This is a genomic window from Pseudomonas sp. SHLD1, from assembly GCF_028640935.1.
In the GTDB taxonomy this organism is placed as follows: domain Bacteria; phylum Pseudomonadota; class Gammaproteobacteria; order Pseudomonadales; family Pseudomonadaceae; genus Chryseomonas; species Chryseomonas aestiva.
In genome coordinates, this window is sequence record NZ_JAQZAD010000035.1 from 290,765 (window position 1) to 305,283 (window position 14,519).

Genomic DNA, 14,519 nt, shown 5'->3' on the forward strand with positions numbered 1-14,519 from the left:
GGGCGCGTTCTGCGAGGAACTCACCATCAAGCCGATTTTCAGCAAAAGCCCGGCGCTGGGCATTCGTCTGCTGATCCTGGCCGCCCTTTCGGTGGGTGTCATGGTCACCGACGCGCGCTTCGACTACCTGAAACCGGTACGCAGCGAACTGGCACTGGTCCTTTCGCCCCTCTATGAGGTGGCGGGTTTCCCCCTGCGCGCCTGGGAAGGCGTCAGCGACCAGTTTTCCAGCCGCACCGAACTGATGGCGGAAAACGAGCGGCTCAAGGCTGAGCAACTGCTGCTGCAGCGCCGCCTGCAGAAACTCGCCGCCCTCACCGAACAGAACGTGCGCCTGCGCGAGCTACTCAATTCCGCCGCCCTGGTGGACGACAAGGTGCTGGTCGGCGAACTGATCGGCGTCGACCCCAATCCCTACACCCACCGCATCATCATCGACAAGGGCGCGAAGGACGGCGTCTTCGTCGGCCAGCCGGTGCTCGACGCCAGCGGCCTGATGGGCCAGGTGGTGGAGGTGATGCCCTATTCGGCGCGGGTGCTGCTGCTCACCGACGTGACCCACAGCATTCCGGTGCAGGTCAATCGCAACGGCCTGCGCGCCATCGCCGTCGGTACCGGCAATCCCGAGCGGCTGGAACTGCGCTATGTGGCCGACACCGCCGACATCAAGGAAGGCGACCTGCTGGTGAGTTCCGGCCTGGGCCAGCGCTTTCCGGCGGGCTATCCGGTGGCCACCGTGTCCAAGGTGATCCACGACTCGGGGCAACCCTTCGCCGTGGTGCGCGCCATTCCCACCGCCAAGCTCAATCGCAGCCGCTACATGCTGCTGGTGTTCAGCGATACCCGCACGCCGGAGCAGCGCGCCAACGATGCCGCCGAGGCCCAGGAAGCCGCCGATCGCCATGCGGCCCAGCGCCCGGCGGCGCCGGCGAATCCGCCGCCGGCCGGCGCCTCGGCTGCGCAGCCGGCGGCCGCCAACGCCACGCCGGCGCCCGCTACCGGCACCGGCACCGGCAGTCGCAGCGCGACGCCGGTCAAGCCGCCCGCGGGCCAGGGCAGCAGCTCGGCCCATCCCGCCACGCCGACCAAGCCGCCCGCGAATGCGAGTGGCAACGCGGCTCATCCGGCGACGCCGGCCAAGCCACCGGCGTCGGGCGCGACCGCCACGCCCGGCCACCCGGCAGCTAACGCCACCCAACCGCAGCGCCGGACCCAGCAACCCGCACCGGAACTGCCGGACGAGGGTGATCGTTGATGGCGCTGCGCATCGGCCACAACGGGTGGGTGATCTGGCTCACCCTGTTGGTCGGGTTGCTGCTGTCCGTCGTGCCCATGCCCGAGTTCATGGAGATCGGCCGGCCGCTGTGGCTGGCCATGTTGCTGACGTTCTGGACCCTGACCCTGCCGCACCGCGTCGGCCTGTTCACCGCCTGGACGATGGGCATCGCCGAAGACGTCCTCTACGGCAACCTGCTGGGCCAGACCGCCCTGGTACTGAGCCTGGTGGTCTTTCTCGTGCGCTCCCTGGCGCAGCGGCTGCGGGCCTTTCCCATCTGGCAGCAGAGTTTCGTGCTGCTGGTGGTCTACGGCATCGCCCAGTTGCTGGCGCTGTGGCTCAATGCCCTGGCCGGCAGCCGGCCACCGACCCTGGTGTTTCTCACCCCCTCGCTGGTCAGCGCGCTGCTCTGGCCGTGGATCTATCTGCTGCTGCGCGGACTGCGCCTCAGATTCGGCGTCAACTGAGGCTCGTCTGAAAAGTCGCCGAGCGAAGGTCAGGCAAGGCGCGACGACCAACGAGTGACGGCCGAAGGCTGGCCCGAAGGATGAGCGCTAGCGAATCAAGGCAGCGAGGAAGCGGACCGGGCTCGCGCACGAGCTCACGAAGGGTAGATGAGCCTTCCGAGTTGATTTTTACCGCCGCATGATCGAGCGCAGCACTTGTCAGACAAAGCCTAGGCTGGTTTCACCTGCAACAGGCTGGCATTCTCCCGTCATCCCCCCGCCGTCTGGTTGTTGTCGATGTCCCAGCTCTACCTCGCCTCCGCTTCGCCCCGCCGCGCCGAACTGCTCGAACAGATCGGCGTGGCCTTTCAGAAGGTCGCCGCAACGGTGGACGAAACCCCGCATTCGGGGGAGGCGGCGGACGCCTATGTCGAACGCCTGGCGCGGGCCAAGGCGGCCATGGGCTGGCAGGTGCTGGCCGGTGCCTCCGCTGGCTGCGTGCTGGGCGCCGATACCTGCGTGGTGCTCGATGACCAGCTGCTCGGCAAACCCCGGGATCGCGCCGACGCCCTGGCCATGCTCGCCGCGCTCAGCGGACGTCGGCACCGGGTGGTGACCGGCGTCGCCGTCGCCGATGGCGAGCGCTGCCTGAGTCGCGTGGTGTCCGCCGAGGTGGAATTCCGCCCCCTGGCGGCCGGCGAGGCCGAACGCTACTGGGACACCGGCGAGCCGGGCGACAAGGCCGGCAGCTACGCCATCCAGGGCGCCGGCGCGGTCTTCGTGCGCGGCCTGGTGGGTAGTTACAGCGCCGTGGTAGGGCTGCCGCTGTGCGAGACGGCGGAACTGCTGAGCGCTTTCGCCATCCCTTGTTGGCGGTCTGTCTGACGGCCGAATACCCCGTCCTGAGGCGCCAGGCGCCACGGTCCCCTTTCTGCCCTTCCACGTCGTCCAAGAGTCCTCCATGAGCGAAGAGATCCTCATCAACATCACGCCCATGGAGTCCCGTGTCGCCGTCGTGGAAAACGGTGTGCTGCAGGAGGTGCACGTAGAGCGCACCCTGAGACGCGGCATCGTCGGCAACATCTATCGCGGGCGGGTGGTGCGGGTGCTGCCGGGCATGCAGGCGGCCTTCATCGACATCGGCCTGGTGCGTGCGGCCTTCATCCACGCCGCCGAGATCTCCCAGCGCGAAGGTGCGGCGGTGGAAAGCATCAACGCCCTGGTACGCGAGGGCCAGACGCTGGTGGTGCAGGTCACCAAGGATCCCATAGGCACCAAGGGCGCCCGCCTCACTACCCACCTGTCGATCCCCTCGCGCTACCTGGTCTACATGCCGCGCACCTCCCACGTCGGCATCTCGCTGAAGATCGAGGACGAAGCCGAGCGCGAGCGCCTCAAGGCGATCATGGCGCGCTGCGTGGAGAGCGAGGGCATCGAGCACGAGGGCGGCTTCATCCTGCGCACCGCCGCCGAGGCGGCGCGCGAAGAAGACATCCTCGCCGACATCCGCTACCTGCGGCGGCTCTGGCAGCAGATCTCCGGAAACCTCCAGGGACCGACGCCGGTGCCCATCTACGAAGACCTGACCCTGGCCTTGCGCGCCCTGCGCGATCTGGTCGGGCCGCGCACGGAAAAGATCCGCGTCGACAGTCGCGAGAATTTCCAGCGCATCGGCCAGTTCGTCGAGGAGCTGATGCCCGAGGTGGCGACGCGGCTGGAGCACTATCCGGGCGAGCGGCCGATCTTCGACCTCTATGGCGTGGAAGACGAGATCCAGAAGGCCCTGGAGCGTAAGGTGCTGCTCAAGTCCGGTGGCTATCTGGTGATCGACCCCACCGAGGCCATGACCACCATCGACGTCAACACCGGCGCCTTCGTCGGCCATCGCAATCTGGAAGAGACCATCTTCAAGACCAATCTGGAGGCGGCCACCGCCATCGCCCGCCAGCTGCGGCTGCGCAATCTCGGCGGCATCATCATCATCGACTTCATCGACATGGAAGACGAAGAGCACCAGCGCCAGGTGATCCGTACCCTGGAAAAGCAGCTCGAACGCGACCATGCCAAAACCAACATCATCGGCATCACCGAACTGGGCCTCTTGCAGATGACCCGCAAGCGCACCCGCGAGAGCCTGTCCCAGGTGCTCTGCGAGCCCTGCGCCAACTGCCAGGGGCGCGGCATCCTGCGCACCGCCGAGACGATCTGCTACGAGATCTTCCGCGAGATCCTGCGCGAGGCGCGGGCCTACCAGGCCAATTCCTACCTGGTGCTGGCCAACCAGAAGGTGGTGGATCGGCTGCTGGACGAGGAATCGGGCAACGTCGCCGATCTCGAGGCCTTCATCGGCCGCACCGTCAAATTCCAGGTCGAGACCATGTATTCCCAGGAGCAGTACGATGTCGTGCTGCTCTAGGTCCGGGTCTTGATGTCCCTGCTCAAACGCGGCGCGCTGGGTCTGGCGCTGCTGGTGCTCGTCCTGTTGACGCTCTACCTCGGCCTGGGGCGGTTGCTCATGCCCTGGGTCGGCGAATACCGCGATGAAGTCGAGTCACGCGCTGCGGCGGTGCTCGGCGAGCCGGTGCGCCTGGGCCGGCTCGAAGGACGCTGGGCCCGCTGGAATCCGGTGCTGATCCTGCGCGATCTGTCCCTGGGTCGCGGCGAGGGCATGGTGCAGCTGGATCATCTCCAGGTGGTGCCGGATGTCTTCGGCAGCCTCTGGCATCGTCAGCTGCGGCTCAAGTCCGTGCAGGTCGATGGCGTCCATCTGGTCCTGCAGGAAGACGCCCAGGGGCATTGGCAATTGCGCGGCCTGCCGCCGCGAGCGCCGGATGCCAAGCCCTTCGATCCGGGTCCGCTGCTCGATGGCCTGGCACGTCTGGGCCATGCCAGTCTGCTGGACAGCCAGCTCAGCCTGATTCCCCAGCAGGGTTCGCCGGTGACCCTGAGGTATGCCGAGGCCAGTCTGTCCCGGCAGCTCAGCGGCGCCCTGGAACTGGCGACCCGTTTCCGGCTGCCCGACGGTGGCACGGTAGCGGCGCACTTCACCGCCATGCCGCGTCCCGAAGACTGGCGTGCCAGTACCGTCGAAGGCTATCTCAGCCTGCCCGCCAGCGATTGGTCCCGCTGGGTGCCGGCGGCCCTGACCCGGCAGTGGCAACTGCGGCGTGCCCAGGCGGAAGGCGAGCTCTGGTTCGCCTGGGCCGAAGGTCGACTAGAGCGCTCGCACCTGCGCCTGAAGGCGGATGAATTGACGCTCGCCTATGCCGATCATCCTCCGGTGCGCCTGCAGGGCCTGACCCTGGACGCCGACCAGCAGGCCGGTGACGCCAGCCAGTACCGTGGAGCCCTGGCGCTCAAGGCCCAGCTCGACGGCAAGCCGCTGGAGGCCCGCTATGGCCTGGGCTATGACAGCACCGCCCAGCACCTGCAGGTGCGCGGCGACCAGCTGGATCTCAGGCAGGCCGCCAGGCTGGCGCGGGACCTGGCGCCCCTGCCGGCGCCGGTCGCCCAGGCGCTCCAGGCCCTGGCGCCCCATGGCCAGTTGCGCAACCTCAACGCCGACTTCTATCCGCAGAAGCCGCTGCGCGAGCGCCTGACCTATGCGGCCAACCTGGAACGGGTGGGCTTTGCCGCCTATCACGGCGCCCCGGCCGCCGAGGGCGTCACCGGCAGCCTGAGCGGCAGCCTGGGCGGTGGCGAATTGCGCCTGGATACCACCGACTTCATGCTGCACCTGAGCGACCTCTTTCCCGAGCCCTGGCGCTATCGCACCGCCAGGGCGCGGCTGACCTGGAGTCTCGACGACCAGCGCTTCACCCTGGGCAGCGCCCTGATGCAGGTCACCGGGCCGGAAGGCGCCGCCAGTGGCGACATGCATATCCAGCTCGGCCTGCATCCCGAAGTGGACAGCTACATGGACCTGCGCGTCGGCCTCAAGGATGGCGACGCCAGCTACACCCGCAAGTACCTGCCGACCAAGCTGCCGGCCACGGATTTCAGCCCGGAGCTGGCCCAGTGGCTGACCACCGCCATCGTCGGCGGCCGCATCGACGAGGGCATCTACCAGTACCAGGGTTCGCTGCGCCACGGCTCGCCGGCGCACTCGCGCACCATGAGTCTGTTCTTCCGGGTGCACGACGCCCAGTTGGCCTACCAGCCCGGCTGGCCCGCCCTGCGCGAGGCGCGCGGCGATGTCTTCATCGAAAGCGACGGGGTCAAGGTGCAGTTCCCCGAAGGCCGCATCCTCGACACCCGGGTCAGGGACGTCGAGGCGCGCATTCCGCTGCTGCACGATGGCAGCGCACCCCACCTGCGGCTCAGCGCGCTACTCGACAGCAGCGTACGCGATGGCCTGAAGATCCTTCAGGAAACGCCGCTGCCGACCGCCAAGGTCTTTGCCGGCTGGAAGGGCGAGGGCGCGCTCGCCAACAGCAGCCTGAATCTGGACATCCCCCTGGCCAAGGGGCAGCCACCGGTGGTGGTGGTCGAGCTGACACCGGACAAGGCGCGCCTGGAGCTGGCCGATCCCCCGCTGACCCTCACCGAGCTGCGCGGCACCTTCCGCTACGACACCCGCAGCGGCCTCAGTGCCCCCGACATCCATGCGCGGGTCTTCGATCAGCCCATTCGCGGTCAGGCGCTGGCCGAGGGTAAACCCGACGATCCGCGCACCCGGCTGGTGGTGGACGGCCGGGTCGACGTCGACCAGCTGGCGCGCTGGCTGGGCAGCGAAGGTCGGCCCATCCCGGCGCGTGGCCTGCTCGGCTATCGCCTCGGCCTGATCCTGGCCGAGCACAGCGAACTGGCGGTCACCTCGGATCTGCGCGGGGTGACCGTCGATCTGCCGGCGCCCTTCGGCAAACACGCCGACGAGGCGCGTGACGGCTTCTTCAGCCTGGCACTCAACGAGGGCGAGCGGCGGGTCGAGGCGACCTACAAGGGCCTCGCCGATGCCGTGCTGCTGCTCGACCCCAAGGCCATCGCCAAGGGCCGCGGCGAGATCGTGCTGGGCGGCGGCACCGCCAATCTGCCCACCGCCGCCGGCTACGACCTGCGCGGGCAATTGGCGGAATTCGATCTGGCCGCCTGGCAGGACATCTACCAGCGCTATGGCAGGGCGGGGAGCGGCGGCAGTGCAGGGCCGGGCGGTGGCAATACCCTGGACGTCTCCAGCCTCGGGCGGGGCGATCTCAACTTCGGGCGCTTCCTGGCGTTCGGGCAACAGATCGACAACCTGCGGCTCACCTATGAACCCCAGGGCTCTGCCTGGCAACTCGGCCTGGCCAGCCAGACCATCGCCGGCCAGGTGCGCATCCCGCGCCAGACCGGCCAGCCGATCGACATCAACCTGCAGCACCTACGCATTCCCCAGACGCCGGCGGATCCCTCGGTGGAAAGCGAGGCGCCGCGCCCCGATCCGCTGGCCGACGTCGATCCGCGCAGCCTGCCGGCGCTGAATCTGGTCATCGATCGCCTGGAGCTGGGTGGCCGTCTGGTGGGTGCCCAGCGCCTGCAGCTCAGGCCTTCGCCCTCGGGCGCCAACTTCAACGCCCTGGATCTCGACCTGCGGGGCCTCAAGGTACAGGGCGCGCTCCGCTGGGAAGGCGCGCCAGGTGCAACCCACAGCTACTACCAGGGCCGCCTCGCCGGCGGCAACATCGCCGATATCCTGCTGGGCTGGAATTTCGCCTCCAGCGTCACCAGTCGCGATTTCCGCCTGGATGCCCGGGTCGACTGGCCCGGCTCGCCAGCCTATGTCGCCCTGGCCCGGCTCAATGGCAGCCTCGATGCCCGCTTCAATGACGGCCAGTTGCGCCAGGTGGAAGGCACGGCCTCGGCGCTGCGCATCTTCGGTCTGCTCAATTTCGAATCCATCCGCCGCCGCCTGCGGCTGGATTTCTCCGATCTGTTCGGCAAGGGCCTGAGTTACGACAGCATCACCGGGGTGCTCGACGCCCAGCAGGGTGCCTTCCGCACCCGCAAGCCCATCAGCCTCAGCGGGCCGGGTGCCGAGATGAGTCTGCAAGGCCTGCTGGACATGGCCAGCAACCGGGTCGATGCCAACCTCAAGGTGGGGCTGCCGGTCAGCAACTCCCTGCCGCTGGCCGCGCTGATCGCTGGGGCGCCGGCCATCGGTGGCGCGCTGTTCATCGTCGATCGGCTGATCGGCGATCGCATCACGCGCATGGCCAGCATCAACTACCATATCGAAGGCCCCTGGCAGAATCCGACCATGACCACGGGCAAGCGCGATTGAGCATTGCCCTGCGGCCGCGCCGCTGCTTAGGATGGACGCTCCCTTCTGGAGTGCCTGCATGTCCATAGCCATCCTGCAGATGGTCAGCGGTCCCGCGGTGGCGGCCAATCTGCGCGCCGCCGAGCGACTGCTCGAACGCGCTGCCGGAGCGGGCGCGCGCCTGGCGGTGCTGCCGGAAAACTTCGTCGCCATCGGCCATCCAGCCCCTGCCGAACTGGCGCGGGCCGAGGCGCTGGGGCAGGGCGAGATCCTGCCCTGGCTCTCCGGTCGGGCGCGCGAGCTGGGGCTCTGGTTGCTCGCCGGTACCCTGCCGCTGCTGCCCGACGGCGCGACCGAGGGCAAGCCCTGTGCCTGTTCGCTGCTGTTCGACGACCAGGGTCGCCGCGTCGCCCGCTATGACAAGCTGCATCTCTTCGATGCCGACGTCAGCGACAGCCAGGGCAGCTATCGCGAATCCGATCACTATGCCGCCGGTGAGACCCTCACGGTGGTGGATACCCCGGTCGGCCGCCTGGGCCTGACCGTCTGCTACGACCTGCGCTTTCCCGAACTCTACGGCGCCCTGCGCGCCGCCGGTGCGGAGCTGATCAGCGCCCCCTCGGCCTTTACCGTGCCCACTGGCCAGGCCCATTGGGAGCTATTGCTGCGCGCCCGGGCGGTGGAGACCCAGAGCTACCTGCTGGGCGCCGCCCAGGGCGGTGTCCATGCCAATGGCCGCACGACGTGGGGCCACGCCATGGCCGTGGATCCCTGGGGCGAGGTGCTTGCCGTCCAGGCCAGTGGCGAGGCCGTGCTGCTCATCGAGCGCGATGCCGAGCGCCAGGGCCGATTGCGCCAGCGAATGCCCGTCATCCAGCACCGCCGCTTCGCGCCGGCGCGCCTGGCTGGCCACTAGGAGCCGAACGGCAATGGCGCCCATTGGTCTTTTGCATCAGGGATCAGTCACTTCCGCGAGTAGGCTAGAGGTCACCTCGCGACCCTTTCATCGTTCCGGCGCCCCTGTTGGCGTCGTTTGGAGTTTCCATGAGTGATTACCTGAATAGCGTCGGCTCGGCCCTGCTGGGCCCCGGCGGACTCGCGGTGGACGATCTGCAACCCGTGCTGCAGCGTCTGGCCGGGCCCGGCATCGACGCCGCCGACCTGTATTTCCAAAGCATCGTCTCCGAGTCCTGGCTGCTGGAGGATGGCATCGTCAAGGAAGGCGGTTTCCACCTCGACCAGGGCGTCGGGGTGCGGGCGCTGTCCGGCGAGAAGACCGGTTTCGCCTACAGCAACGCCATTACCGGCGAGGCCCTGGATCTGGCCGCCCAGGCCGCGCGTTCCATTTCCCGCAGCGGCGCCGAGGGCCAGGTCCAGGCGTTTCGCGCGGTGGAGCCGGCGCAGCGGCTCTATGGCCAGGACAATCCCCTCGAGGTGCTGGATCGCGCCACCAAGGTCAGCTTCCTGAAGCAGCTGGACGAGGCGACCCGCGCCCTGGACCCGCGTATCCAGCAGGTCACCATCAGCCTGGCCGGGGTCTGGGAGCGCACCCTGGTGGCCGCGGTCGACGGCACCCTGGCGGCCGACGTACGCCCGCTGGTACGCCTGGGCGTCAGTGTCATCGTCGAGCAGAACGGCCGCCGCGAGCGCGGCAACAGCGGCGGCGGCGGTCGCTGCGACTACCGCTATTTCCAGCGTGACGACCGCGCCCTGGGCTATGCCCGCGAAGCGGTGCGCCAGGCGCTGGTCAACCTCGAAGCCACCGCGGCCCCGGCGGGCACCCTGCCGGTGGTCCTGGGCGCCGGCTGGTCCGGCGTGCTGCTGCACGAGGCGGTCGGCCATGGCCTGGAAGGCGACTTCAACCGCAAGGGCAGCTCCAACTACAGCGGCCAGCTCGGTCGCCAGGTGGCGTCCTCGCTGTGCACCATCGTCGACGACGGTACCCTGCCGGATCGTCGCGGATCCCTGTCCATCGACGACGAGGGCACCCCCAGCGGCTATAACGTGCTGATCGAGAACGGCATCCTCAAGGGCTACATGCAGGACAAGCTCAACGCCCGGCTGATGGGCGTGGCGCCCACCGGCAACGGTCGCCGCGAATCCTATGCGCACCTGCCCATGCCGCGCATGACCAACACCTACATGCTGGCCGGCCAGAGCGATCCGGCCGAGATCATCGCCTCGGTGGAGAAGGGCATCTATTGCGCCAGCCTGGGCGGCGGTCAGGTGGACATCACCAGCGGCAAGTTCGTCTTCACCACCAACGAGGCCTATCTGATCGAGAACGGCAAGCTCGGTCGCCCGGTGAAGGGCGCCACCCTGATCGGCAACGGCCCCGAGGTCATGAACCGGGTGTCCATGGTCGGCAACGACCTGGCGCTGGATGCGGGGGTAGGGACCTGCGGCAAGGACGGCCAGTCACTGCCGGTGGGCGTGGGTCAGCCGACCCTGAAGATCGATGCCATCACCGTGGGCGGCACCGGCGCCTGATGCGGGCGCCGGCCGTGGCCATCGCGGACAGAGACCTAGCGCAGACCGCGCTGGCTCTCGTCGAGGGTGCGGATGTACTTGAACACCTTGCGCGCCGCCGCGGGCGGCTTGTTGTGCGCGGCCTCGTGCTGGGCATGCCGCACCAGGCCGCGCAAATGCTGGCGATCGGTTTCCGGATACAGCGCCACGAAGGCTTCCAGCGCCTGGTCGCCCTCGGCGATCAGGCGGTCGCGCCAGCGCTCCAGGGCATGGAAGCGCTCGTTGTACTGCCGCGTCGAGGTGTCCATCTGGTCGGCCAGCGCCAGGATGGCTTCCAGGTCCTGGTCGCGCATCAGTTTGCCCAGGTACTGGATATGCCTTTTGCGCGCGATGTGCGTCTTGTGCTTGGGCGCGTCGGCCAGGGCCTTGCGCAGCGGATCGGTCAGCGGCAGGCGGTCCAGCTGCTCGGCCGGCAGGCCGGCCAGGCGTTCGCCCAGATCCTGCAGCGCATGCAGCTCGCGCTTGACCTGTGTCTTGCTCTTTTCGCCCAGCGGCGCGTCGTCGTCGTAAGAATCAACCATGAACTATGGGGTCCAGCTAAGAATGGGCGCCATCATAACGAGTTGCCGCACGGTTGTCCGGCCTGGCCGGCGCCGTCCGTAAGGAGAACGTCATGAATCGCAACGCCGCCGTGGGTCCCGCCGCGCTCCCCGAATTGCGCGAACAGGTCGAGGCCATCCTGGCCGAGGCCCGGCGCCAGGGCGCCAGTGCCGGTGAAGTGGCCGTCTCGGTCGACCAGGGTCTGTCCACCTCGGTGCGCAAGGGCGAGGTGGAAACGGTCGAATTCAATCGCGACCAGGGCTTCGGTATCACCCTCTATGCCGGTCAGCGCAAAGGCTCGGCCAGCACCTCCGCCACCGGTCCCGAGGCGATCCGCGAAACCGTGGCCGCGGCCCTGGCCATCGCCAAGCACACCTCCGAGGATCCCTGCGCGGGCTTGGCCGACGCCGAGCTGATGGCGCGCGGCGAGCTGCCCGATCTCGACCTCTATCATCCCTGGGACATCACCCCCGAGCAGGCCATCGAGCAGGCCCTGGCCTGTGAAGCGGCGGCCTATGCCGCCGACAGTCGCATCGGCAACGCCGACGGCACCACCCTCAACACCCACCAGGGCTGCCGGGTGTACGGCAACAGCCACGGTTTCGTCGGCGGCTATGCCAGCACCCGCCACAGCCTGAGCTGCGTGATGATCGCCGGCAGTGGCGAGGCCATGCAGCGCGACTACTACTACGACGTCAACCGGATCGGCAGCGAGTTGATGAGTGCCGAGGAAATCGGCCGCCGCGCCGCCGAGCGTGCCGTGAGTCGCCTGGGCGCGCGGCCGGTGCCCACCGCCAAGGTCCCGGTGCTGTTTTCCCCGGAAATGGCGGCCGGTCTGTTTGGCACCTTTCTCGCCGCCATCTCCGGCGGCAACCTCTATCGCAAGTCGTCCTTCCTCGAAGGCGCCCTGGGCCAGCAGGTGTTTCCCGAGTGGCTGACCCTGGACGAGCGGCCGCACCTGCCGCGCGCCCTGGGCAGTGCCGCCTTCGACGGCGAGGGGCTGGCCACCTACGCCAAGCCCTTCGTCGAGAACGGCCGCCTGGTGTCCTATGTGCTCGGCAGCTATTCCGCGCGCAAGCTGGGCATGCAGAGCACGGCCAATGCCGGCGGCGTGCACAACCTCCATGTCAGCCACGGCACGGCGGATCAGGCCGAACTGATCCGGCAGATGGGCACCGGCTTTCTGGTCACGGAAATGATGGGGCAGGGCACCAACCTGGTCACCGGTGACTATTCCCGTGGCGCGGGCGGCTTCTGGATCGAGAATGGCGAGATCCAGTTTCCGGTCCAGGAGGTCACCATCGCCGGACGGCTGGGCGACATGTTCCGCCAGGTCCTGGCCGTGGGCAGCGACGTGGAACGCCGCGGCAGTCTGCGCACCGGCTCGGTGTTGATCGATGGCATGACCCTGGCGGGCAGCTAGTTGCAGGTCGCCGCAGACGTCGTGGAAAGGAAAATCCTGTCGAACGCGAGACAGCCCACCCCGTTACTCGTTAGTATCCTAGCAATGCACTAGGACATAGCCGTGCGGTCGAATCCGCTGACCGGACGGCCCAGGCTTCAGACGGTGCGCCGTGGCGCACCAGCCGTACACCCCATCGCCCAAGGGCGATGGGTCCATACCAAAGCCACCATGGAGACAATCCGCATGCCGCATACTCTGCCTCAGCTGCCCTACGCCTACGACGCGCTGGAACCGCACGTCGATGCCCAGACCATGGAAATCCACCATACCAAGCATCACCAGACCTACATCAACAACCTGAACGCGGCGCTGGAAGGCACCGAGTTCGCCAACCTGTCGGCCGAAGACGTGGTTCGCCAGCTGGACAAGCTGCCCCAGGACAAGCGCGGCGCCGTGCAGAACAACGGTGGCGGCCATGCCAACCACAGCCTGTTCTGGACCGTGATGGCCCCCAACGCCGGTGGCAAGCCCGAAGGCGCCCTGGCCGAAGCCATCGAGTCCCAGCTGGGCGGCTTCGATGCCTTCAAGGAAGCCTTCACCAAGGCTGCCCTGACCCGCTTCGGCAGTGGCTGGGCCTGGCTGAGCGTCACCCCCGAGAAGAAGCTGGTGGTCGAGAGCACCGGCAACCAGGACAGCCCGCTGATGACCGGCAACACCCCGATCCTCGGCCTGGACGTCTGGGAGCACGCCTACTACCTGCGCTACCAGAACCGCCGTCCCGAGTACATCGGCGCCTTCTTCAACGTCATCAACTGGCCGGAAGTGACCCGTCGCTACGAAGCGGCGCTGAACGCCTGAGTCGACGCCCAATAAAAAAGCCGCCTTCGGGCGGCTTTTTTATTGGGCGATGCTGGAGCAGGGCCGATCACTCACCTTCGTCGAAGTAGTTGTTGATCAGCTCGACCAGGGCACGCATGGCCTCGTCGCTCTGTTCACCCTCAGTTTCCAGTTGCAGCACCGTGCCCTTGCCAGCGGCCAGCATCATGACCGCCATGATGCTCTTGCCATCCACGGGCGGCTCGCCACTGCGACCGACGCGAATGCTGGCGGGATAGCGGCCGGCCACGCCGACGAACTTGGCAGCCGCACGCGCGTGCAGGCCCAGCTTGTTGATGATGGTGATCTGTTGGGCAGGCATTGAGTCTGTCCTTGTCGAAACAAAACGGGCGTCAGAGATCGCGGTGACGAATCTGGACGTTCTTGAGCAGGTCTTTGAGTTCGCGACCCAGGCGATCGGCCAGATAGACCGAGCGGTGATGACCACCGGTACAACCAATGGCGACGGTCACATAGGACCTGTTGTTGGCGGCAAAACGCGGCAGCCACTTCACCAGGTAATCGCGGATGTCATTGTACAGGGTCTCTACCTCGGGCTGTTGCTCGAGATAGTCGCGTACCGGCGCATCCAGTCCGGAAAAGTCGCGCAGGTCCGGTTTCCAGTAGGGATTGGGCAGGAAGCGCACATCGAACACCATGTCCGCGTCCACCGGCAGCCCGCGCTTGAAGCCAAAGGATTCCACCAGGTAGGCGGTACCGGGCTCCGGCGCGTTCAGCAGGCGCAACTTGAGGATGTCGCGCAGCTGATAGAGATTCAGGTGGGTGGTGTCGATCTTCAGGTCGGACAGGTCGGCGATGGGCGACAGCAGCACCTGTTCGTCGTGAATGGCCTCGGCCAGGGACCTTTCCTGGTTCGACAGCGGATGCCGGCGGCGCGTCTCGGAAAAGCGCTTGAGCAGCGCCTGGTCATCGGCATCCAGGTAGAGGACGTCGCAGCGGATGTTGCGACTGCGCACCTGTTCGAGCAATTCGGGAAAGCGTTGCAACTGACTGGGCAGGTTGCGCGCATCGATGGAGAGGGCGACCTTGGGCTGGGGGCGCTCCATGTCGGTCAGCGCATGCTGGGCCAGATCGGGCAGCAGGCTAGCCGGCAGGTTGTCGATGCAATAGAAGCCATTGTCCTCAAGCACGTTGAGCGCCGTACTCTTGCCCGACCCGGAACGTCCGCTCACGATGATGAGGTGCATG

Annotated in this window: 12 protein-coding genes; 9 read left to right on the forward strand and 3 right to left on the reverse strand. The window is 67.5% G+C overall.

Features of this window, described 5'->3' with window-relative positions:
* Positions 1–73 precede the first annotated feature (73 nt).
* From mreC to tldD, 7 genes are all read left to right on the forward strand, one after another.
* Positions 74–1,255 carry a rod shape-determining protein MreC gene (mreC, locus tag PVZ77_RS24920; RefSeq protein ID WP_405046275.1) on the forward strand — a complete coding sequence of 394 codons (1,182 nt, stop codon included), beginning with the start codon at positions 74–76 and terminating at the stop codon, positions 1,253–1,255.
* Complete coding sequence (gene mreD / locus PVZ77_RS24925; protein ID WP_133859851.1) at positions 1,255–1,743, forward strand: rod shape-determining protein MreD; 489 nt, start codon at positions 1,255–1,257, stop codon at positions 1,741–1,743. The genes mreC and mreD overlap by 1 nt, the downstream gene beginning before the upstream one ends.
* A gap of 276 nt (positions 1,744–2,019) precedes the next feature.
* Complete coding sequence (locus PVZ77_RS24930) at positions 2,020–2,607, forward strand: Maf family protein (RefSeq protein WP_273808713.1); 588 nt, start codon at positions 2,020–2,022, stop codon at positions 2,605–2,607.
* Between the two features lie 76 nt (positions 2,608–2,683).
* Complete coding sequence (rng, locus tag PVZ77_RS24935) at positions 2,684–4,138, forward strand: ribonuclease G (protein ID WP_273808714.1); 1,455 nt, start codon at positions 2,684–2,686, stop codon at positions 4,136–4,138.
* 12 nt (positions 4,139–4,150) lie between these two features.
* Positions 4,151–7,981, forward strand: a complete 3,831-nt coding sequence (locus tag PVZ77_RS24940; RefSeq protein WP_273808715.1) for a YhdP family protein — start codon at positions 4,151–4,153, stop codon at positions 7,979–7,981.
* A 58-nt stretch (positions 7,982–8,039) separates the two neighbouring features.
* Positions 8,040–8,876: a carbon-nitrogen hydrolase family protein gene (locus tag PVZ77_RS24945; RefSeq protein WP_273808716.1), complete on the forward strand. Its 837-nt coding sequence runs from the start codon at positions 8,040–8,042 to the stop codon at positions 8,874–8,876.
* Between the two features lie 128 nt (positions 8,877–9,004).
* Complete coding sequence (gene tldD, locus PVZ77_RS24950; protein WP_273808717.1) at positions 9,005–10,450, forward strand: metalloprotease TldD; 1,446 nt, start codon at positions 9,005–9,007, stop codon at positions 10,448–10,450.
* Positions 10,451–10,485: 35 nt separating this feature from the next.
* Here tldD and yjgA read toward each other — a convergent pair whose 3' ends face one another.
* Entirely contained in the window at positions 10,486–11,010 is a 525-nt protein-coding gene (gene yjgA / locus PVZ77_RS24955; RefSeq protein WP_273808718.1) for a ribosome biogenesis factor YjgA, read from the reverse strand.
* A gap of 92 nt (positions 11,011–11,102) precedes the next feature.
* Between yjgA and pmbA the strand changes: the two genes are divergently transcribed.
* Together pmbA and PVZ77_RS24965 are read left to right on the forward strand one after the other, a co-directional pair.
* On the forward strand, positions 11,103–12,452 hold the full coding sequence (pmbA, locus tag PVZ77_RS24960; RefSeq protein ID WP_273808719.1) for a metalloprotease PmbA: 1,350 nt from the start codon (positions 11,103–11,105) through the stop codon (positions 12,450–12,452).
* 225 nt (positions 12,453–12,677) lie between these two features.
* Positions 12,678–13,292, forward strand: a complete 615-nt coding sequence (locus PVZ77_RS24965; protein ID WP_133859843.1) for a superoxide dismutase — start codon at positions 12,678–12,680, stop codon at positions 13,290–13,292.
* Positions 13,293–13,359: 67 nt separating this feature from the next.
* On the opposite strand, the gene PVZ77_RS24970 is transcribed toward PVZ77_RS24965, so the two are convergent.
* Together PVZ77_RS24970 and rapZ are read right to left on the reverse strand one after the other, a co-directional pair.
* Complete coding sequence (locus PVZ77_RS24970) at positions 13,360–13,632, reverse strand: HPr family phosphocarrier protein (protein ID WP_133859842.1); 273 nt, start codon at positions 13,630–13,632, stop codon at positions 13,360–13,362.
* 31 nt (positions 13,633–13,663) lie between these two features.
* Positions 13,664–14,518 carry an RNase adapter RapZ gene (gene rapZ / locus PVZ77_RS24975; protein ID WP_133859841.1) on the reverse strand — a complete coding sequence of 285 codons (855 nt, stop codon included), beginning with the start codon at positions 14,516–14,518 and terminating at the stop codon, positions 13,664–13,666.
* Position 14,519: the final 1 nt, after the last annotated feature.